This window comes from Superficieibacter sp. 1612_C1 (assembly GCF_015234305.1).
Classification (GTDB): Bacteria; Pseudomonadota; Gammaproteobacteria; order Enterobacterales; family Enterobacteriaceae; genus Superficieibacter.
Map to the genome: position 1 here is coordinate 83,644 of NZ_JADGMI010000008.1, position 18,740 is coordinate 102,383.

Here is an 18,740-nt window from a genome sequence, read left to right on the forward strand (position 1 = left end):
TATCGGGCAGTTAAGGATGGATTCGTTATGCTGCATCATCAAAAAAACACTTCCGGCGCTTTTGCGCTGCTCTCTGCCGTCTTTTTTTACTGGGGATTGCTGACCTCCATTAACAGCGCGTTAATTCCTTTTTTCAGAACGACGTTCTCGCTCTCGTGGCGCGACGCCATGCTGGTGAACGTTGCTTTTTATCTGGCCCCGTTTGTGATCTGTTTTCCGGCTTCACAGTGGATGAACCGCGTTGGCTATCGTCGGGCGCTGACCTTTGCTCTGTGTCTCGCCTGTGGTGGGGCGCTGGTGATTGTCTTTTCGCTATGGACGATGCTTTTCGCACTGTGTCTGGCGGGCATTTTCATTCTCGCGATGGGCGTGGCCGCCATGCAGGTAGTGGCAAACCCTTACGTCACCCGGCTGGGAGCGCCTGAAAACGCGCCCGGCAGGCTGAGCCTGGCGTCATCAATCAACTCCTGCGGCGCGACGCTTGCGCCGGTGCTGCTCGCGGGCGTGCTGGCTTTGACCGTTTCAGCCTCAACGACGGCGATTGCGGGCCTCTATATCGGATTGATGCTGGCCGGTCTGCTGTTATTCCTTTTGCTGCATAAAAGCCGGATGCACGACTTTCGCGATGCAACGATCGCGCAACCGGGGCGCTGGCGCTACCTGTGGCAACAGCCGCAGTTTCGTTCAGGCGTGGCCGGGATTTTTGTCTATGTCGGCGTTGAGGTCAGCCTCGGGACAACGATTCTGAGTTACCTCAATGAGGCGTCGCTGGGCGGTTTTTCTCGGGCAACGGCCACCTCGCTGGTGGCGTGTTATTGGGGTGGTGCATTAATCGGCAGGCTGCTGTATGGACTCTGCGCCCGCTATTGTCATCCCCGGCGGATGTATTGCTGCTGCGTGACCGGCGCTATCGTGCTGACGCTTGCGGCGATCGTGCTGGCCAGCCGTGCGGGAGGCTACTGCCTGCTGACGATTGGCGTGATGAACTCGGTGTTATATCCAATCATCTTTTCCCGCACCTTAAGCGGGTTGCAGGATGATGCCGCGCGGATCTCGGCCTGTTTAATCATGGCCGGCATTGGCGGCGGGGCGATCCCGTTTATTCAGGGTGCGGTCATTGATATCGCCGGCCTGAAGATGAGTTTTCTGGTGCCGGTATGCTGTTACCTGTTTCTGCTGTTCAACGGGGTCCGACATTCGTCGTAACCGACGTCCCCCTGCCGTGCCAGCAGGGGGCATCCGCTAACCCGCCATGCCCAGTCCGACAATATTCGCTGCGACGATAATCACCACGCAGCCGAGGCTCAGCACGCTGACCGGACGACGCCCGGCGTTATTCCACTCTTTCAGTACCAGACCGACAATCCCACCGCACAGCACGTAGAAACTCATATGCAGCATCCAGCTGACATAATCGTACTGCGCCGGAATACGCGCGTGGCCCCAGGCATAGAAGAAGAACTGCAAATACCACATTAACCCGCCGAGTGCTGACAGCAGGATATTGCTGACGATCAGCGGTTTTGCCAGCGAGAAGTCCGCTTTTACCGACAAATTTTTCACTTTTGCCAGACGAATAAAACAGAAGCCGAGGTTGATCAGCGCGCCGCCGCCCATAATCACCACGTAGCTTGGCAGCGCGACGTACAGGGAATCGACGCCCAGCGCCGCTGCCGCTTCATGCATCGGCTTCGCGGCGTTCATCGCAAACGACATGCCAGCGGAAAAGATCCCGCACATCACCGCCAGCAGGAGGCCTTTTTTCAGATTGAACTCTTCCGCTTCAATACCCATCTGGCGTTCTTTAAGCCGACCAGCATGGGTAACAATCCCCACGCCTACCAGCGCAACCAGCACGCCCAGCAGCGTCATGCGACCACCGCGGGTGTGGATCAGAATGTCGAAATTACCGTTCAGAATCGGCGTCATCAGCGTGCCGACAATCAGCGTGATGCCAATCGCGATGCCAATGCCCATCGACATGCCGAGGTAGCGCATGGTCAGGCCATAGTTGATGTTACCAATGCCCCACATCGCGCCAAAAAGAAACACTGGCAGCAGCGTGGAGGCACTAAAAGAACCGTAATACGCCCAGAAGTCAGGCAGCAGGATGGCGCTGATCGTCCAGGGCAAAATCAGCCAGGAAACGGTACCGCCGACCGACCACATGGTTTCCCACGACCAGCCTTTGACTTTTTTGAACGGGGCATAGAAACAGGCTGCACTGGCTGCGCCTATCAAATGCCAAAGAATACCCATCGTAATCATGTTACTCATGCATTTATCCTCATCTTTTTTATGGCCGGTAAAACCTCCCCGACCCGATGAGTGTAAAAATTGCACGGTAAAGTAACCTTCAGCGGATTGCCGCGTTGTGTCGCACACTGGCAATGAACCGAGTAATCGAATGAGCAAGCTCACAATTTTCGCTTCATAACCGAAAGTTATAACCTTATTAAAACTACGGCATTGATAAACATTTTCAATATCATTTAATTAACTATAATGAACCAACTGCTTACGCGGCGTTAACACATCTGCCGCCCGACAATAATGGAGATGATTATGAGCTATACACTGCCATCCCTGCCGTATGCCTACGATGCCCTTGAACCGCATTTCGATAAGCAGACGATGGAGATCCATCACACCAAACATCACCAGACCTATGTCAATAACGCCAATGCCGCGCTGGAAAGCCTGCCGGAACTGGCTAACCTGCCGGTAGAAGAACTGATTGCCAAACTGGATCAGGTTCCGGCGGACAAGAAAACCGTGCTGCGCAACAATGCCGGTGGCCACGCTAACCACAGCCTGTTCTGGAAAGGCCTGAAAAAAGGCACCACCCTACAGGGCGATCTGAAATCCGCTATTGAGCGTGATTTCGGCTCCGTGGAAAAATTCAAAGAAGAGTTTGAGAAAGCGGCCGCTACCCGCTTTGGTTCCGGCTGGGCATGGCTGGTGCTGAAAGACGACAAACTGGCTGTGGTTTCTACCGCTAACCAGGACTCTCCGCTGATGGGTGAAGCCGTCGCCGGCGTTTCTGGTTTCCCGATTGTGGGCTTGGATGTGTGGGAACATGCTTACTACCTGAAATTCCAGAACCGTCGCCCGGACTACATCAAAGAGTTCTGGAACGTGGTGAACTGGGACGAAGCTGCGGCGCGTTTTGCTGCAAAAAAATAAGTCTTCTGACTGATACTCTGCACTGAGGTGTAGAGAAAAAGCCTCCGCAGGCCCTGCCGCGGGGGCTTTTTTTATGTCTTGTTTCTGGGTGCTATGGTGATCTGCATCAAATAAAAAACAATGATCCATTAAAATAGAAACTGCGTTTCAATTTGTGTGTTCAGGATCACTTTTATAGTTTCCCTGAATGATTATCTTCCTTTCATCGATACGGGAGACCTTTCTGACTGAGGGGGTTCTCGTCCATAAAAATCGCCCCATTTTTATGCTTACAGGTGAAGAAGATGCAGATTAAACGCAAAATTGAAAAAATTCCGGGGGGCATGATGCTCGTCCCGCTGTTCCTGGGCGCGCTGTGCCATACCTTTGCGCCGGGGGCAGGAAAATACTTCGGATCGTTCACCAATGGGATGATTACCGGGACGGTGCCGATCCTGGCGGTCTGGTTTTTCTGTATGGGCGCATCGATTAAGCTGAGCGCGACGGGAACGGTACTGCGTAAATCCGGCACGCTGGTCGTAACCAAAATTGCCGTGGCCTGGCTGGTGGCGGCGATTGCCTCGCGCATTATCCCGGAGCACGGGGTTGAGGTGGGGTTCTTCGCCGGACTCTCCACGCTGGCGCTGGTGGCCGCGATGGACATGACCAACGGCGGGCTGTACGCCTCCATTATGCAGCAGTACGGCACCAAAGAAGAGGCGGGCGCATTTGTCCTGATGTCGCTGGAGTCCGGTCCGCTGATGACCATGATTATTCTGGGCACCGCAGGCATTGCGTCGTTTGAACCACACGTTTTCGTCGGCGCAGTCTTACCTTTCCTGGTTGGCTTCGCGCTGGGTAATCTGGACCCGGAATTACGGGAGTTTTTCAGCAAAGCGGTACAGACGCTGATCCCTTTCTTCGCCTTCGCGCTGGGAAACACCATTGATTTAAGCGTGATTGCACAAACCGGACTGCTGGGTGTTCTGCTGGGCGTGGCGGTTATTATCGTGACGGGTATCCCGCTGATTATTGCTGATAAACTGATTGGCGGCGGTGACGGTACGGCGGGAATTGCCGCATCCAGCTCGGCGGGTGCGGCGGTGGCAACGCCAGTCCTGATCGCGGAGATGATCCCGGAATTTAAACCGATGGCCCCTGCGGCGACGTCGCTGGTCGCCACATCGGTGATTGTGACCTCCATTCTGGTGCCGATCCTGACTTCCATCTGGTCGCGGAAGGTGAAAGCCAGAGCGGCAAAAGCCGAAGCCTCAAAAGCCAATGTGCTGGGAGCAGTAGAATAATAGGTAGCCTTTCTGAAAAAGCCCGGTTAGCGCTGCTGCCGGGCTTTTTCTTTTAGCTCTTGATATCAAATACCTCATCAATCGTGCGGCACTCGTGTTCGTTTAACGCACCTCCCGCATTCCGTGATACCCCGGTGCAATAGCCGAATTTACGCGATACCACGGTCTTAATCGTTGAGACAAAATCATCGCCAATCGCATATATGGACATATAGGTGCCGATGTTTTGTTGTATCTCACGCAACGTCTCCAGGTCGCCTTGCTTAAACGCCTCGCGAGCGCTGACAAATAGCTCTGGCATCACATTGTTTAAACCGGAGATCACGCCAGCGCCGCCCGCCAGCAGATTGGGGATGTAATATTCGTCATAGCCGGAGAGTACGGCAAAATCCTCACGTACGGCGCGGGTCGCCTGGATCATACTGCGGGTATGAGACTGGCAATCGACGGTATCTTTAATCCCGGCAAAGTGCGGGAATTCAGCGGCGAGGGTGGCAATCAGATCCGGTGTTAAATCGCAGCCGGTGCGAGCCGGAAAGTTATAGGCAAACCACTGGCCGCTGAGCGTGTTACCCAGCTGGCGGAAATAACTCAGCAATTGCTTCGGCGTTTGCCCGTAATAATAAGGCGGTAACACCATCACCGCATCGTAGCCAACGCGGTACGCCTCCTCAGCCATGCACTGAATATCGTTCATACAGGTCGATGACACGTTGGCAACCATCTTGAGCGAACTCATCGTCCTGGCCTCGCGAATTAAGGTTAATCGCTCTTCCAGGGTAAAAGAAGCAAACTCGCCGATGCTGCCCATCAACAAAATCACATCAATATTTGCCCTGGTCAGGCGTTGAAGATGCTGCTTCAGGCCGTTCAGGTCGAGCTTTCCGTCTTGATCCAGCGGCGTAATGGCAGGGCACCAGACGCCAGCAAATTGCGATTGTACCGTCACGTTGACTCCTTATTATGAAATGCTGTTTCAAAATCATTTTAATAAATAGCATGTCTGGCAACGCGCCATGTGAACGTGGTTCGCATTTTGGAAGGTGCGGGTAAAAAATATGTTTTAATGGAGCAAATTTGTCGGGAAGAGAGATACAGATGCGATATCCGGTTGAGGTGTTCACTGGCAGGGTTCAGGACTACGAAGGAAGCCGTCCCAGCGCCATTGCGAAGGTACAGGTGGCGGGCGAACTGACTCTGACGGAGCGGGGGCTGGCCGGTGATGAGCAGGCAGAAAGCAAAATCCACGGGGGACCCGACCGCGCGCTGTGCCACTATCCTCGGGAGCATTATCTTCACTGGGCGCGTGAGTTTCCTGAGCAGGAGGATCTGTTTGTGGCTCCGGCGTTTGGTGAGAATCTGTCAACCGAGGGGCTGAACGAAGAAAATGTATTTATCGGCGATATCTTCCGCTGGGGTGAGACCTTTATCCAGGTGACGCAGCCGCGCTCACCGTGCTTTAAGCTGAATTTTCACTTTGCTATCAGCGATATGGCGTCCATCATGCAGGCGAGCGGAAAAACCGGCTGGTTGTATCGGGTGATCGCGGGCGGGAAAGTCTCTGCTGGCGCACCGCTTACGCTGGCCTCGCGGGTGAGCGATGTCACCGTGTATGAAGCCGGGGTGATTGCGTGGTCAATGCCGTTTGATGATGAGCAGTATCATCGTTTGCTGTCAGCGGCAGGGCTGTCGGCCAGTTGGACGCGGACTATGCAGAAGCGGCGAGTTAGCGGCAAGATTGAGGATAATTCGCGTCGGTTATGGGGAAAATAGCCTTTCCCCAGCTTCACGCTGGGGAAGACCTTACGCCCGCTTATACAGCGGCAACCAAATCACCAGACGTAACCCGCCAAGCGGGCTGTCTTCGGCTTTGACCCAGCCACGGTGCTGCTGGATAGCAGTTTCAACAATCGCCAGCCCCAGACCGGTGCCGCCCGATTCGCGGTCGCGCGCTTCATCGGTACGGTAGAACGGGCGGAAAATCTGCTCCCGGTCTTCCGGACTGACGCCGGGACCGTCGTCATCAACGGTAATGGTGATGCCCTCTTTATCGACCGCGAAACCGACCGAAATGGTGGTGTGGGAATAGCGCAGCGCATTACGCACAATATTCTCCAGCGCGCTTTCCAGCGCGCTCGGGTTACCGTACAGCGGCCACGGGCCCGGCGGGTATTCGATAGTAAAGGATTTACCCATCTGCTCGGCTTCAAAGGCCGCGTTATCCAGCACTTCGCCCCATAGCTGATTAGCTTTCATAGTCTGGCTGACCAGGGCATTTTTTTGCTGGTTGCGCGACATCACCAGCAGATCGTTAATCATGCTGTCCAGCCGGTGCGCTTCGGTTTCAATACGCTCCAGCTCTTTACTCTCGCCGCTGCGACGCCGCAGCAGGGCGGTGCCGAGCTGAAGACGCGTAAGGGGCGTGCGAAGCTCATGAGAGATATCCGACAACAGGCGCTGCTGGCTGGTCATCATGCGCTCCAGCGCCGTCACCATCTGGTTAAAACTGGCCCCGGCTGCCTGAAACTCCTGCGGTCCGGCTTCCAGCTCCGGATGCTGGCGCAAATTGCCCTGCGCGACTTCATCCGCCGCGTTTTTCAGCTTACGCGCCGGGCGTGCCAGACTCCATGCCAGCCACAGCAGCAGCGGCGCGCTGACCAGCATCGTGACAATCAGCAGCAGTAGCGGACGGTCAAACAGCAGGTTGATAAAATCGGACTGTGAACTGCTGGCAGGGCGGATCAGGTACAGCTGGTAGTTATCTTCGCCATCGTGAATCGAAAACGGCCCGACCAGTTCAACCCGGCCATACTTTTTCTTTTGCGGTTGATCGGCATCATCCGACTGACCGATAAAGTTGCGGATGATCTGCATTTCATTGCGTTCGGCACCAATCACCCGGCCTTCACTGGTCACAAGGACCAGACGCTGCCCCGGCGGTGCCCATTTGTCGATCGCGCGGAACAGCCGACGCCACCACATCAAATCATTGGGTGGATCGTTGGCTAGCTCAGCTTCAACATGCTGCTCAATCATTACGCCCTGACGCTGTTCGCTTTCCAGCAGCTCGGTCATCTGGCGTGAATCCAGCTTGGGTAGCATCAATACCAGCATCAATACCAGCGCCAGCGTGAGCCAGAAGATAGCAAAGATGCGGGCGGTCAGGCTTCCAATCATGAAGCCGAAACCATCAGATACCCACGACCGCGCAGCGTTTTAAACCACGGATGCCCATCTTTCCGCTCCGGCAGTTTACGCCGTAGGTTAGAGATGTGCATATCGATAGCGCGATCAAACGGCGTCAGGCGTTTACCGAGCACTTCCTGACTTAAATGCTCGCGGGAGACCACCTGGCCTAAATGCTGGGCCAGCAGATAGAGCAGGGTAAACTCCGTACCGGTTAGCTCCAGCGTTTCACCGTCAAAACTGGCTTCCTGACGCCCCGGATTCAGGCTCAGGCCATCCACTTCGACCGTCGGCGAACCGTTATCGCTATTTTGCTGCTGCTCGCTCCAGTGCGAGCGGCGCAGGATAGCGCGTATCCGCGCGACCAGTTCACGATCGTTAAACGGTTTGGGCAGATAGTCGTCCGCGCCCAGTTCAAGGCCCAGCACGCGATCCAGCTCGCTGCCGCGTGCGGTTAACATAATTACGGGTGTCTGGTGTGTCTGGCGTAGCTCTTTAAGCGTGTCGATACCGTTTTTCTTCGGCATCATCACATCAAGTAAAAGCAGGTCTATGCTGTCATCAATCAACGTCAGCGCCTGTTCACCATCATGAGCGACTAAAACGTTAAAGCCTTCCATGTCGAGTAGCTCTTTAAGTAACGACGTGAGCTCCCGGTCATCATCAACTAACAGGATTTTATTCATTTTTTAAATACCTCCGAGGCAGAAATTACGTCATCGAAGCGCGCTAATCCATGACTTTACGTTGTTTTACACCGCCTGACGCTAGTTTGCAGCCTGAATCGTAGACTGTCTCTCGTGGAATCGCGAAACAAAGTTTTTTGGGAGCAAGTGATGCGCAAAGCTACCGCTGCCGTCATGGTCTCAACACTGGCGTTCAGTGCGTTAAGCCAGGCAGGTGAAGCCATCACAGGCGATAACTGGCACCCGACCGAAGGACTTACGCAGCGTAATAGTCAGCAGAGTCACATGTTTGACGGCATAAGTCTAACCGAGCATCAGCGCCAACAGATGCGGGACCTGATGCAGCAGGCCAGGCACGAGCAGCCGCCTGTTAATGTTAGCGAAATTGAGGCAATGCACCGCCTTATTACCGCAGAAAATTTTGATGAAAACGCTGTGCGCGCTCAGGCTGAAAAAATGGCGCAGGAACAGGTTGCCCGGCAGGTCGAAATGGCCCGCGTGCGCAACCAGATGTTCCTTCTGTTAACGCCGGAGCAGCAAGCGGTTTTAAATGAAAAGTATCAACAACGGATGGCGCAGATGCGCGATATTGCGCAGTTACAGCAGAGTCCTCCGTTTAAGCAGTTTAGTAGCAGTAAGTAGCATCCCAGTGACATACCCTGTTTTCCTTGCCATAGACACCATCCCTGTCTTCCCCTCCATGATGGAGGGGTTTTTTTTGCCTGTTTTTCGTGAATCGGTAAAAACACCGTAGCAAAGGAGGCGGCCTACCGCCTTTTTCTTCCTGACCCCGACCTACGTTATACTACCCGAGGGTTAAGCAGGAGAATCTATGAACCACTCTTACGGCCAACTGGTCAGCCGCGCAGCGATTGCCGCCACGGTGATGGCGTCCTGTTTGTTAATTATTAAAATCTTCGCATGGTGGCATACCGGCTCGGTCAGTATCCTGGCTGCACTGGTGGATTCGCTGGTCGATATCGCCGCATCACTCACTAATCTCTGGGTAGTCCGCTACTCGTTGCAGCCAGCCGACGATGAGCACACGTTTGGTCACGGCAAAGCCGAGTCTCTGGCGGCCCTGGCGCAAAGTATGTTTATTTCCGGCTCCGCGCTGTTTCTTTTCCTTACCGGCATTCAGCATCTGGCAAGTCCCGAACCGATGAACGCGCCCGGCGTCGGGGTGATAGTGACCATTATCGCGCTGATTAGCACGCTGATTTTAGTTACTTTTCAGCGCTGGGTGGTGCGAAAAACCCATAGCCAGGCAGTGCGTGCCGATATGCTTCATTATCAGTCTGATGTTATGATGAACGGAACCATTCTCATCGCCCTCGGTCTGTCATGGTATGGCTGGCATCGGGCGGACGCGCTGTTTGCGCTGGGGATTGGGGTTTATATCCTGTATAGCGCGTTACGTATGGGGTATGAAGCCGTACAGGCTCTGCTGGACCGCGCACTTCCTGATGCAGAGCGGCAGGAAATTATTGAGACTGTCACCGCCTGGCCAGGCGTGCGTGGCGCACATGACCTACGAACGCGGCAGTCAGGGCCGACCCGCTTTATTCAGATTCATTTAGAAATGGACGACAATCTGCCGCTGTTTGAGGCGCATCTCGTGGCCGAACAGATCGAGCAGGCGCTTTTACTTCGTTTTCCGGGATCGGACGTCATCATTCACCAGGATCCTTGTTCGGTAGTACCGCAGGAAGAACAACGGCTTTAAGCTTTTATCTTTCTTGTAAAAGTGTGGGCTGGATCGGCATTTTTTGTATAAATTAGCGCCGTTTGGTCTGACCTGAATCAATTCAGCAACAGAGGATTGATATACTATCGGCAGTATTCGTTACGTACTTTGGGTGAGCCTAAGTCCGTTTCCGGCATCAGATTTCATTTTGCATTCTAAGTTCAGAGGTAGTCATGATTAAGAAAATCGGTGTGTTGACAAGTGGCGGCGATGCGCCGGGCATGAACGCTGCGATTCGTGGCGTGGTCCGTGCAGCATTAACGGAAGGTCTGGAAGTGATGGGCGTTTATGACGGGTATCTGGGGCTATACGAAGATCGTATGATCCAGCTCGACCGTTACAGCGTTTCCGACATGATCAACCGTGGCGGTACTTTCCTCGGCTCCGCGCGTTTCCCGGAATTTCGTGAAGAACACATCCGTGCTGTGGCTATCGAGAACATGAAAAAGCGTGGCATTGATGCGCTGGTGGTTATCGGCGGTGACGGCTCTTACATGGGGGCAAAACGCCTGACCGAAATGGGCTTTCCGTGCATCGGCCTGCCGGGCACCATCGACAATGACATTAAAGGCACCGACTACACTATCGGTTACTTTACCGCACTGGGCACCGTTGTAGAGGCGATTGACCGCCTGCGCGATACCTCCTCTTCTCACCAGCGTATCTCCATCGTTGAAGTCATGGGCCGCTACTGCGGCGATCTGACGCTGGCTGCTGCCATCGCTGGTGGCTGTGAGTTCGTGATGGTGCCGGAAGTGGAATTCAGCCGTGACGATCTGGTCGCAGAAATTAAAGCCGGTATCGCGAAAGGTAAAAAACACGCTATCGTTGCCATCACCGAGCATATGTGTGATATCCACGAACTGGCGGATTACATTGAGAAAGAAACGCATCGTGAAACGCGTGCGACCGTTCTGGGTCATATCCAGCGCGGCGGTTCCCCGGTGCCTTACGACCGTATCCTGGCGTCCCGCATGGGCGCGTATGCCATCGATCTGCTGCTTGAAGGGCACGGTGGCCGCTGCGTAGGTATCCAGAACGAGAAACTGGTTCACCATGACATCATCGACGCCATTGAGAACATGAAGCGTCCGTTCAAAGGCGACTGGCTGGATACGGCGAAAAAGCTGTACTAAGTGGGTTAATGCCGGGTGGCGGCTGCGCCTTACCCGGCCTACAAAGCTTGCCATATCAGCGAGTTATGTATTTCCCGTCGGCCTGTGCAAGCGAAGCGCCGCCAGGCATAATTCCACGGTATAACGTTTGTGAGCAATCTGAATGGGCGCATCTGCGCCCATTTTGTTTCCTCGCTCTCAGCTTACAAAGCCGCGTCAGTGACTGAATTAAGGATCTCTTTGAACGTCTCGTAATCCTTAGCAAAGTTATCTTCATTGATGATAGCGGTGAGCTGAATAACACTGGTTTTGTCTAAGAGGTAAACATAGAGAACCTGCGTTTCCGTTTGGTTTTTAAGTTGTATAGCGACGTTCTGCAAACCACATTGAAAGTTTTGTGCCTTACACTGATAGACCTGGTAGATATCTTTGTCATATTTTTCCCCAAAAATATGACGTGAATATTGCTCAATATCTGTTAACGCATGTATTCCCAACTCATCCTGTGAATGGCGTTCCGCTATGATATGAATATTACCAGAGACCAGCATTTTGGTTTGCTTTAACTCTTGAATTTTCCATCCTCGATTGGGTACGGTGACGGTTATCTGAGCACCTGGCAAGGTTAAATGTCTGGGTAAGCTGTAGTTGACAAAAGAAAAAACATTTCCCAGTAACATAACACCGAGCACCCAGTTACTACAGCGAAAAAAGTTCACCTTTTTCGTTTTACTGAACATTATGGCGACGCCGTAAATGATGGCCTGAACCAGTAATGGTGCCAGGAAAACACCACCGATATATTCTCCCATGTTTCCTGCGTTATGCTCAGCATCGATTAATAATCTGGCATTTTTCAGATGAGCTAAGCCGAATGTTATAATCATCAGAATTATATAAATCGTGTAACGCATAAATATTCTCATATAAATAGGTACTTTTATTTTACCGGTCTGACGGTAAACATAATTTCCTTTACACTGTCGTAATATTGGCCAACATAGGGTAAATCGATAACTGCTATGATTTGTACGAAATGAGTTTTATCGAACAAAGACATCAAGAGCGTTCTTTTCTTTGTACCATCTTCCGCTATTTGGTTGAAGTCCTGATAACCACACCTGAATCCATCAACCGAGCAGGGATAAATGTTGAATCTATCTGCCTGATAATCCTGCTTGTATTTTATTTGTTGCCAGGTAAGAAGTTCGTTAAAATTGTGAATGTTACTCGCGTCCTGCGTGTCGGAGACTACTGATAGACCTGCATGGGTATCTTTCATAACGAGTGTCAGTCGATAACCATACGGAGCGGTCGTGACGGGCTTCCATTGCTTATCGGGAAAGGTAAGGGTGACAGGTGTGCCAGGAGCAGTGTAATTCCAGCTAAATCCGTCCGACAGCAGGATAGCGGCGCTGATGGAAAGTATCATTCCCATGACCCAGTTAATACCAATAATCATTTGGTAAGCTTGTGTTTTTCGGACAATAACACAGACAACAGCGGCAATAAGAAATGCAGAAGCCAGAGGATAAAAAAAGACGAGGTTAATATAGCTGAGGATTGCTCCGCTATCATCCGTGAGCAGCACCTTCCATTGAAGGTGTTTAATAATTATAACTGCAATATATAATGCAGCCAGAATAATAAATTTCATATATACGTCCATGTATAAAAAAGGGAAAGCGCGTTTCCCTTTTAATATATAAGATTCATTTACTCGATATCCAGCGGATCTTCCGACAAAATAATACCGGTATTGTCAGCATAAAGATGGTCGCCGGAGAAGAAGGTGACACCGCCGAAATTAACACGCACGTCGCTTTCACCAATGCCTTCACCCGTCGCACCTGCCGGAATGGCGGCGATGGCCTGAATACCGATGTCCAGTTCTTCGAGGTCATCGACCTGACGTACCGAACCGTACACCACAATCCCTTCCCATTCATTCTGCGCGGCGGTACGGGCGAGATCCGCATCAATCAACGCGCGACGGACAGAACCGCCGCCATCGATCAGCAGTACCCGGCCACGGCCATTCTGTTCGAGCAGATCGTACAGCAACCCGTTATCCTCGAAACATTTTACCGTGGTGATTTGACCACCAAACGACGACCGGCCACCAAAGTTGGTGAACAGCGGTTCCACGACGTTGACATCTTCCTGGTAGATGTCACAAAGTTCGGAAGTATCGTATTTCATAGGCTTAACGTTCCGTTGCTGCGAGAACCTTCAGTATATCGCGCCAGATGCGCTGTTGGCAAAATCAACAATTGTTAATTGATATTTGTCAGTTAATTCATCGTCTGGCTGAGGATAATCCCAACCACAAACAGCAGGTTAGTCAGCAGCGCGCCTTTAACGGTACGTTCCAGCATCGGGCGCATCGCCAGAGGATCGTGCTCACGCATGACGTAGCGGGCCTGCCTGAACAGCATGGGTGTCGCCAGAATAAACAGCCAGCCCCACGGGCTGTGCAGTGAAATCAGGTTGAAGAGGGCGAGACAAATCAGTGCGCCGAACAGCAACACGCTATGGTAGCGTCGCGCATTGACGGGTCCCAGACGTACCACCAGCGTGTTCTTACCATTCTCCCGATCGCTGGTAATGTCGCGCAGGTTATTGATATTCAGTACCGCTGTCGCCAGCAGTCCGCAGGCGGTAGCGGGCAGGATAATAGCCGGAATGAGACTGTGCGCCTGAAGATACCAGCTACCCATTACGCTCAGCCAGCCAAAGAAAATCAGCACCGAGAGATCACCCAGACCAATATAACCGTAAGGGCGATTGCCCATCGTATAGGTAATGGCGGCGATAATAGAGAGGCAGCCCAGCACCAGGAAACCGATAAAATCGGCCATCGTTTGATAGGCCATCGCGACCAGCGCCAGCCCGGATACACAGGTAAGAATAATGGTGACGATCAGCGCACGCTTCATCTGCTCCAGGGATATTGCTCCTTTTTGCATACCACGCAGCGGACCAATGCGATCGGGCTTGTCGCTGCCTTTGACCGCGTCGCCATAATCATTCGCCAGATTGGAGAGAATTTGCAGTAGTCCGGCGGTGACCAGTGCCATTATGGCAACCAGCGGATCAAAATGGCCCTGCCACCAGGCCAGCGCGGTGCCCACCACGATGGCGCTAAAGGCCAGCGGGAGCGTTTTAGGTCGCAGGCTTTCCAGCCATGCCTGGGTCGGACTCAAAGGTTGTTCAGTCATAATTCCGGCTAATAAAAATGGGGCTTATACCCGTCATACTTCAGGTCGCAGGTGCGTTGGCTACGTTCGCTCACTCCAGTCGCATAGTTATCTATGCTCCTGGAGATTCGCTCTCTTGCCGCCTTCCTGCAACCCGAATTATTTTGGGTATCGTAGCCCCATCTGAAGTGATGAAAACGTATTGAGCACGATTATAAGATAAAACGGCTCAGATCTTCATCCGCTACTAAAGCATCAAGGTGTTTACTCACATAGTCTGCATCGATAATGATGGTTTCACCGTTCAGATCGCTGGCGTCATAGGAGATATCCTCCATTAAACGCTCCAGAACGGTATGCAGACGACGAGCACCGATGTTTTCGGTGGTTTCGTTCACCTGCCAGGCCGCCTGAGCGATACGCTTGATACCGTCGTCGGTAAACTCAATGTTGACGCCTTCGGTTGCCATCAGCGCTTTGTACTGCACGGTGACGGAGGCATTTGGCTCGGTCAGAATGCGTTCGAAATCGCCGGTCGTCAGCGCCTGAAGTTCAACGCGGATCGGCAGACGACCCTGTAGTTCCGGGATCAGATCGGACGGCTTAGCCACCTGGAATGCGCCGGAAGCGATAAACAGGATATGGTCAGTTTTCACCATCCCGTGTTTCGTGGAAACCGTGCAGCCTTCCACCAGCGGCAGCAGGTCGCGCTGAACACCTTCACGGGACACATCCGGGCCATTGGACTCGCCACGCTTACAGATTTTGTCGATTTCGTCGATAAACACAATGCCGTGCTGTTCAACGGCGTCAACGGCTTCCTGTTTCAGCTCTTCCGGGTTAACCAGCTTCGCCGCTTCTTCTTCAATCAGCAGCTTCATCGCCTCTTTGATTTTCAGCTTACGCGGTTTTTGCTTCTGGCCGCCGAGGTTCTGGAACATTGACTGCAACTGGCTGGTCATCTCTTCCATTCCCGGAGGTGCCATAATTTCGACGCCCATCGGTGCGGCAGCGAGATCGATCTCGATTTCTTTATCGTCGAGCTGGCCTTCACGCAGTTTTTTGCGGAATGCCTGACGCGCGGCAGACGGCTCAGCCTGTTGTTCCGCCTGGCCCCAGTTGTTTTTAGCCGGTGGGATCAGTACGTCGAGAATACGCTCTTCCGCCATCTCTTCAGCGCGGAAACGGTTTTTCTCGATGGATTGAACGCGGACCATTTTGATCGCTGAGTCGGTCAAATCGCGGATAATCGAATCCACTTCTTTACCAACATAGCCAACTTCAGTGAATTTAGTCGCTTCCACCTTGATAAACGGCGCATTGGCCAGTTTAGCCAGACGGCGGGCGATTTCGGTTTTACCTACGCCGGTTGGGCCGATCATCAGAATGTTTTTCGGGGTGACTTCGTGACGCAGATCTTCATCAAGCTGCATACGACGCCAGCGGTTACGTAATGCGATAGCCACTGAACGCTTGGCGGCGTCCTGACCAATGATGTGTTTGTTCAGTTCGCTGACAATTTCGCGTGGGGTCATTTCAGACATGGGTGATCCTTACGCCTTAGACGGCAATTCTTCAATAGTGTGGAAGTGGTTGGTGTAGATGCAGATATCGCCTGCAATCCCCAACGCTTTCTCCGCAATGTCGCGTGCGCCAAGCTCGGTGTTTTCCAGCAGAGCGCGGGCCGCAGCCTGCGCATAAGGGCCACCGGAGCCAATCGCAATCAAATCATTTTCTGGCTGAACGACGTCGCCATTCCCGGTGATGATCAGGGAGGCGTTTTCATCGGCGACCGCCAGTAGCGCTTCAAGTTTGCGCAGCATACGGTCGGTACGCCAGTCTTTCGCCAGCTCAACGGCCGCTTTGACCAGATGACCCTGATGCATTTCCAGTTTACGTTCAAAGAGTTCAAAGAGCGTGAAGGCATCGGCGGTCCCGCCGGCAAAGCCTGCGATGACTTTGTCGTTGTAAAGACGACGTACTTTTTTGACGTTGCCTTTCATTACGGTATTGCCGAGCGTGGCCTGGCCATCACCAGCAATGACCACATGGCCGTTACGGCGTACGCTTACTATTGTTGTCACGAGATGCCCCCCTGGGTGCAAAAGCGGAATATGCGCCCCGCAGCGTTGCGGGGCTGAATGGAATTATAGATGGGGGGGATTTTAGGGGTTTCAACCCCTGACGGCGACGCGAATGCAGTTTGCGTGACCCGCCATCTTCAGGCGATTAAGCATACCGTCTGCGTTGTCCTTACCTTTAACCGGACCAATCACTACCCGATTAATACCGTTACTGTTGGTAATGTGGGAGTCAAAACCTTCAAACGCCAGTTGCGCGCGCACGGTTTCTGCTTGCTCAGCACCTTTAAACGCGCCGCACTGCATCAACCAGCGACGATCGTCTTTTTTCTCCGCCGTCTGCGCTGGCGCTTCCGCTTCGCGTGCTGCCGGGGTAGCAGGCTGTGTTTTAGGCTGCGTTGAGTTGGTATGCGCTGGCGTCTGGATCAGATCCTGATACGGTTGCTGCGACGTCGTTTGCTTCGGCGGCTGGCTTTGACGCGGTTGTTGCACAGGCTGCTCGGCTACGCGAGGTTGCGTGCGCGGCTGCTGTGCGGGCTGCGTGTTCGACCACTGCTGTTGCTGCTGTTGAGCCTGCACCTGCCGCTGACGTTCAAGCGTTTGCTGACGCTGCGCTGGCGTCTGTTCGTTCCACGGCACTTCGTTAAGCTGCGTCGGCTGCTGGCGCATATCCGCCTGCATCTGCTCCAGCAACTGACGCTGTTCGTCCGTTAGCTGGTCTGGATTTTTTACCTCACCGCCTGCCGAGGGTTCGGTAGGCGTGCGGATGCCGGGCTGACGGCTCTCCAGCTCTTTGATGTATTTCCAGCGTTCTTCAGGCTTCGGCGGCAAGCCGTTACCGGTGACCTGATGGCCCTGAAGCGCTTCTGATTCTTCTTTTTTATGGTGGGTAATAAAGTACAGTCCCCCAATAAAGGCGACCAGGACGGCCGCCGCAATCGCGACCATTGCTGGCGAAACAGCAGGCAGGTTCCGTTGCTTTTTCCGTGATGTGCTCTTTTTGCGCCGCGAAGAAGCCGGTTGGCTGCGGCGTACATAATCTCGTTGTGCCACTATCGTTTCGCTGTATTTATTTGTTATCAGTCCGCCATGTTACTTAAGCGACGGCCCTTTGACCAGACAGGGGAGTCTTAAAGCGGGTTTACTTTAAGACAATATATTACCCGTACTGCCACGTATAATCAGTTCACAATCCAGTAAGCGTGAACCACTGCTGACATTTTGCCCATGTAATTGATCAAGAAGTAGCAGCATAGCTTCCCGCCCAATCTCAAAACGCGGTTGCGAAACGGTGGTCAGCGGCGGATCGCAGAACTCAGACAGCGAGATATTATCAAAGCCGATAATCGACAAATCCTGCGGAACACGTAATCCCTGACGCTTTGCCCAGGATAGTGCTCCCAGCGCCATCACGTCACTGTGGCAAAAGACAGCCGTCGGCGGCTTCGGCAGGGCCAGAAGCTGTTCCAGCGCCCTGGCTCCGGCTTCATAGGTAAAATTGCCGCGGGCGATGTAGTGCGGGTCGACGGTAATACCGCTGCGGCGCAGCGCCTGAACATAGCCCTGTAACCGATAATGGCACAGCGGCATTTCTTCCGGCCCGGCAATGCAGCCGATGCGCTGATGACCCAGATCGTGAAGATAGTTTACGGCATCAAAGGCGGCGGTCAGATTATCGATATGTACCGTAGGCAATTCCAGCTCGGGAGCAAATTCATTCGCCATCACCATCGGCGGCAGATTGCGCTGCTCTTCAATACTGGCGTCGAACGGTAGCTTTGAACCGAGCAATAGCATACCGTCGATCTGTTTAGTGATAATCAGATCGATAAAGGTTTTTTCCTGCTGGTTCTGGTGGGCGCAATCGCCAATCAGCACCAGATAACCCTGTTCGGCGGCGGTAATTTCAATACCGCGGATGATCTCGCTAAAAAACGGATCGCAAATATCCGGTACGATCACCAGCAGCGTGCGAGACTCATTACGCCGGGTATTGCGGCCGAGTGCCTGGGGATAATAGCCCACGTCAATCGCCGCCTGCTCAACCCGATTTCGGGTAGACTGAGACACTTTTTCCGGGTTCATCAACGCCCGCGACACCGTCGCCGTCGACACTTTTGCTTTTAGAGCCACATCCTTCATCGTCGCCGAAGCAACCGCTTTCCTGGTCTTCACCTCTTCTCTCCTCGCAGACACCGCGCAGGCACAGAGACGTCCTCTGTCTCTGACATCACCCACATTTTTATCAGATAGTTA

At 53.1% G+C, this 18,740-nt stretch carries 19 protein-coding genes; 7 read left to right on the forward strand and 12 right to left on the reverse strand.

All coding sequences use genetic code 11. From position 1 onward, the window contains the following. The first annotated feature begins 27 nt into the window (after positions 1–27). The gene (locus tag INT84_RS22645) at positions 28–1,206 is read left to right on the forward strand and encodes an MFS transporter (RefSeq protein ID WP_194208566.1); all 1,179 of its coding nucleotides are present in this window, start codon (positions 28–30) and stop codon (positions 1,204–1,206) included. 36 nt (positions 1,207–1,242) lie between these two features. On the opposite strand, the gene rhaT is transcribed toward INT84_RS22645, so the two are convergent. Next, positions 1,243–2,277, reverse strand: coding sequence for an L-rhamnose/proton symporter RhaT (gene rhaT / locus INT84_RS22650; protein WP_194208567.1), 1,035 nt, complete (start codon positions 2,275–2,277; stop codon positions 1,243–1,245). Between the two features lie 288 nt (positions 2,278–2,565). On the opposite strand from rhaT, the gene sodA reads away from it, so the two are divergent. Together sodA and kdgT are read left to right on the forward strand one after the other, a co-directional pair. Then, positions 2,566–3,186 (forward strand): superoxide dismutase [Mn], encoded by a 621-nt coding sequence (gene sodA / locus INT84_RS22655; protein ID WP_176919637.1) that lies wholly within the window; start codon positions 2,566–2,568, stop codon positions 3,184–3,186. A 284-nt stretch (positions 3,187–3,470) separates the two neighbouring features. Then, entirely contained in the window at positions 3,471–4,469 is a 999-nt protein-coding gene (gene kdgT / locus INT84_RS22660) for a 2-keto-3-deoxygluconate transporter (protein ID WP_194208568.1), read from the forward strand. A gap of 52 nt (positions 4,470–4,521) precedes the next feature. Here the strand turns inward: kdgT and INT84_RS22665 are convergent, their stop codons facing one another. Beyond that, the gene (locus tag INT84_RS22665; protein ID WP_194208569.1) at positions 4,522–5,418 is read right to left on the reverse strand and encodes a dihydrodipicolinate synthase family protein; all 897 of its coding nucleotides are present in this window, start codon (positions 5,416–5,418) and stop codon (positions 4,522–4,524) included. A 149-nt stretch (positions 5,419–5,567) separates the two neighbouring features. Between INT84_RS22665 and yiiM the strand changes: the two genes are divergently transcribed. Then, the gene (gene yiiM / locus INT84_RS22670; RefSeq protein WP_194208570.1) at positions 5,568–6,242 is read left to right on the forward strand and encodes a 6-hydroxyaminopurine reductase; all 675 of its coding nucleotides are present in this window, start codon (positions 5,568–5,570) and stop codon (positions 6,240–6,242) included. A gap of 30 nt (positions 6,243–6,272) precedes the next feature. Here the strand turns inward: yiiM and cpxA are convergent, their stop codons facing one another. Together cpxA and cpxR are read right to left on the reverse strand one after the other, a co-directional pair. Next, positions 6,273–7,646, reverse strand: coding sequence for an envelope stress sensor histidine kinase CpxA (gene cpxA / locus INT84_RS22675; RefSeq protein WP_176919640.1), 1,374 nt, complete (start codon positions 7,644–7,646; stop codon positions 6,273–6,275). Then, positions 7,643–8,341 carry an envelope stress response regulator transcription factor CpxR gene (gene cpxR, locus INT84_RS22680; RefSeq protein WP_103676845.1) on the reverse strand — a complete coding sequence of 233 codons (699 nt, stop codon included), beginning with the start codon at positions 8,339–8,341 and terminating at the stop codon, positions 7,643–7,645. Before cpxR ends, cpxA begins: the two co-directional genes overlap by 4 nt. Before the next feature lie 150 nt (positions 8,342–8,491). On the opposite strand from cpxR, the gene cpxP reads away from it, so the two are divergent. The 3 genes from cpxP to pfkA all read left to right on the forward strand — a co-directional run bounded on the left by cpxP (position 8,492) and on the right by pfkA (position 11,224). After that, a complete protein-coding gene (gene cpxP, locus INT84_RS22685; protein WP_194208571.1) occupies positions 8,492–8,983 on the forward strand; it encodes a cell-envelope stress modulator CpxP in 492 nt (163 codons plus the stop codon). Between the two features lie 190 nt (positions 8,984–9,173). Then, complete coding sequence (fieF, locus tag INT84_RS22690; protein ID WP_194208572.1) at positions 9,174–10,067, forward strand: CDF family cation-efflux transporter FieF; 894 nt, start codon at positions 9,174–9,176, stop codon at positions 10,065–10,067. Between the two features lie 194 nt (positions 10,068–10,261). Beyond that, positions 10,262–11,224 carry a 6-phosphofructokinase gene (gene pfkA / locus INT84_RS22695; RefSeq protein ID WP_194208573.1) on the forward strand — a complete coding sequence of 321 codons (963 nt, stop codon included), beginning with the start codon at positions 10,262–10,264 and terminating at the stop codon, positions 11,222–11,224. Between the two features lie 182 nt (positions 11,225–11,406). Here the strand turns inward: pfkA and INT84_RS22700 are convergent, their stop codons facing one another. From INT84_RS22700 to cytR, 8 genes are all read right to left on the reverse strand, one after another. Beyond that, positions 11,407–12,117, reverse strand: coding sequence for a hypothetical protein (locus tag INT84_RS22700; protein WP_194208574.1), 711 nt, complete (start codon positions 12,115–12,117; stop codon positions 11,407–11,409). A gap of 26 nt (positions 12,118–12,143) precedes the next feature. After that, positions 12,144–12,860, reverse strand: a complete 717-nt coding sequence (locus INT84_RS22705) for a hypothetical protein (RefSeq protein WP_194208575.1) — start codon at positions 12,858–12,860, stop codon at positions 12,144–12,146. Positions 12,861–12,919: 59 nt separating this feature from the next. Then, positions 12,920–13,405, reverse strand: coding sequence for a ribonuclease E activity regulator RraA (rraA, locus tag INT84_RS22710; RefSeq protein WP_194208576.1), 486 nt, complete (start codon positions 13,403–13,405; stop codon positions 12,920–12,922). A gap of 92 nt (positions 13,406–13,497) precedes the next feature. Then, entirely contained in the window at positions 13,498–14,424 is a 927-nt protein-coding gene (gene menA, locus INT84_RS22715; RefSeq protein ID WP_194208577.1) for a 1,4-dihydroxy-2-naphthoate polyprenyltransferase, read from the reverse strand. Between the two features lie 191 nt (positions 14,425–14,615). Then, a complete protein-coding gene (gene hslU / locus INT84_RS22720; protein ID WP_194208578.1) occupies positions 14,616–15,947 on the reverse strand; it encodes an HslU--HslV peptidase ATPase subunit in 1,332 nt (443 codons plus the stop codon). A 9-nt stretch (positions 15,948–15,956) separates the two neighbouring features. Beyond that, on the reverse strand, positions 15,957–16,487 hold the full coding sequence (hslV, locus tag INT84_RS22725; protein WP_049839591.1) for an ATP-dependent protease subunit HslV: 531 nt from the start codon (positions 16,485–16,487) through the stop codon (positions 15,957–15,959). 90 nt (positions 16,488–16,577) lie between these two features. Beyond that, positions 16,578–17,537, reverse strand: a complete 960-nt coding sequence (gene ftsN / locus INT84_RS22730) for a cell division protein FtsN (RefSeq protein WP_194208579.1) — start codon at positions 17,535–17,537, stop codon at positions 16,578–16,580. Between the two features lie 93 nt (positions 17,538–17,630). After that, complete coding sequence (gene cytR, locus INT84_RS22735; protein ID WP_194208580.1) at positions 17,631–18,659, reverse strand: DNA-binding transcriptional regulator CytR; 1,029 nt, start codon at positions 18,657–18,659, stop codon at positions 17,631–17,633. Positions 18,660–18,740 lie beyond the last annotated feature (81 nt).

Bases quoted from the DNA above. Each gene is read 5' to 3' on its own strand.
- cpxR (WP_103676845.1), bottom strand. From the start codon at position 8,341: ATGAATAAAATCCTGTTAGTTGATGATGACCGGGAGCTCACGTCGTTA.
- INT84_RS22645 (WP_194208566.1), top strand. From the start codon at position 28: ATGCTGCATCATCAAAAAAACACTTCCGGCGCTTTTGCGCTGCTCTCT.
- rraA (WP_194208576.1), bottom strand. From the start codon at position 13,405: ATGAAATACGATACTTCCGAACTTTGTGACATCTACCAGGAAGATGTC.
- cpxP (WP_194208571.1), top strand. From the start codon at position 8,492: ATGCGCAAAGCTACCGCTGCCGTCATGGTCTCAACACTGGCGTTCAGT.
- yiiM (WP_194208570.1), top strand. From the start codon at position 5,568: ATGCGATATCCGGTTGAGGTGTTCACTGGCAGGGTTCAGGACTACGAA.
- kdgT (WP_194208568.1), top strand. From the start codon at position 3,471: ATGCAGATTAAACGCAAAATTGAAAAAATTCCGGGGGGCATGATGCTC.
- sodA (WP_176919637.1), top strand. From the start codon at position 2,566: ATGAGCTATACACTGCCATCCCTGCCGTATGCCTACGATGCCCTTGAA.
- hslU (WP_194208578.1), bottom strand. From the start codon at position 15,947: ATGTCTGAAATGACCCCACGCGAAATTGTCAGCGAACTGAACAAACAC.
- pfkA (WP_194208573.1), top strand. From the start codon at position 10,262: ATGATTAAGAAAATCGGTGTGTTGACAAGTGGCGGCGATGCGCCGGGC.
- rhaT (WP_194208567.1), bottom strand. From the start codon at position 2,277: ATGAGTAACATGATTACGATGGGTATTCTTTGGCATTTGATAGGCGCA.
- INT84_RS22705 (WP_194208575.1), bottom strand. From the start codon at position 12,860: ATGAAATTTATTATTCTGGCTGCATTATATATTGCAGTTATAATTATT.
- INT84_RS22700 (WP_194208574.1), bottom strand. From the start codon at position 12,117: ATGCGTTACACGATTTATATAATTCTGATGATTATAACATTCGGCTTA.
- fieF (WP_194208572.1), top strand. From the start codon at position 9,174: ATGAACCACTCTTACGGCCAACTGGTCAGCCGCGCAGCGATTGCCGCC.
- menA (WP_194208577.1), bottom strand. From the start codon at position 14,424: ATGACTGAACAACCTTTGAGTCCGACCCAGGCATGGCTGGAAAGCCTG.
- cpxA (WP_176919640.1), bottom strand. From the start codon at position 7,646: ATGATTGGAAGCCTGACCGCCCGCATCTTTGCTATCTTCTGGCTCACG.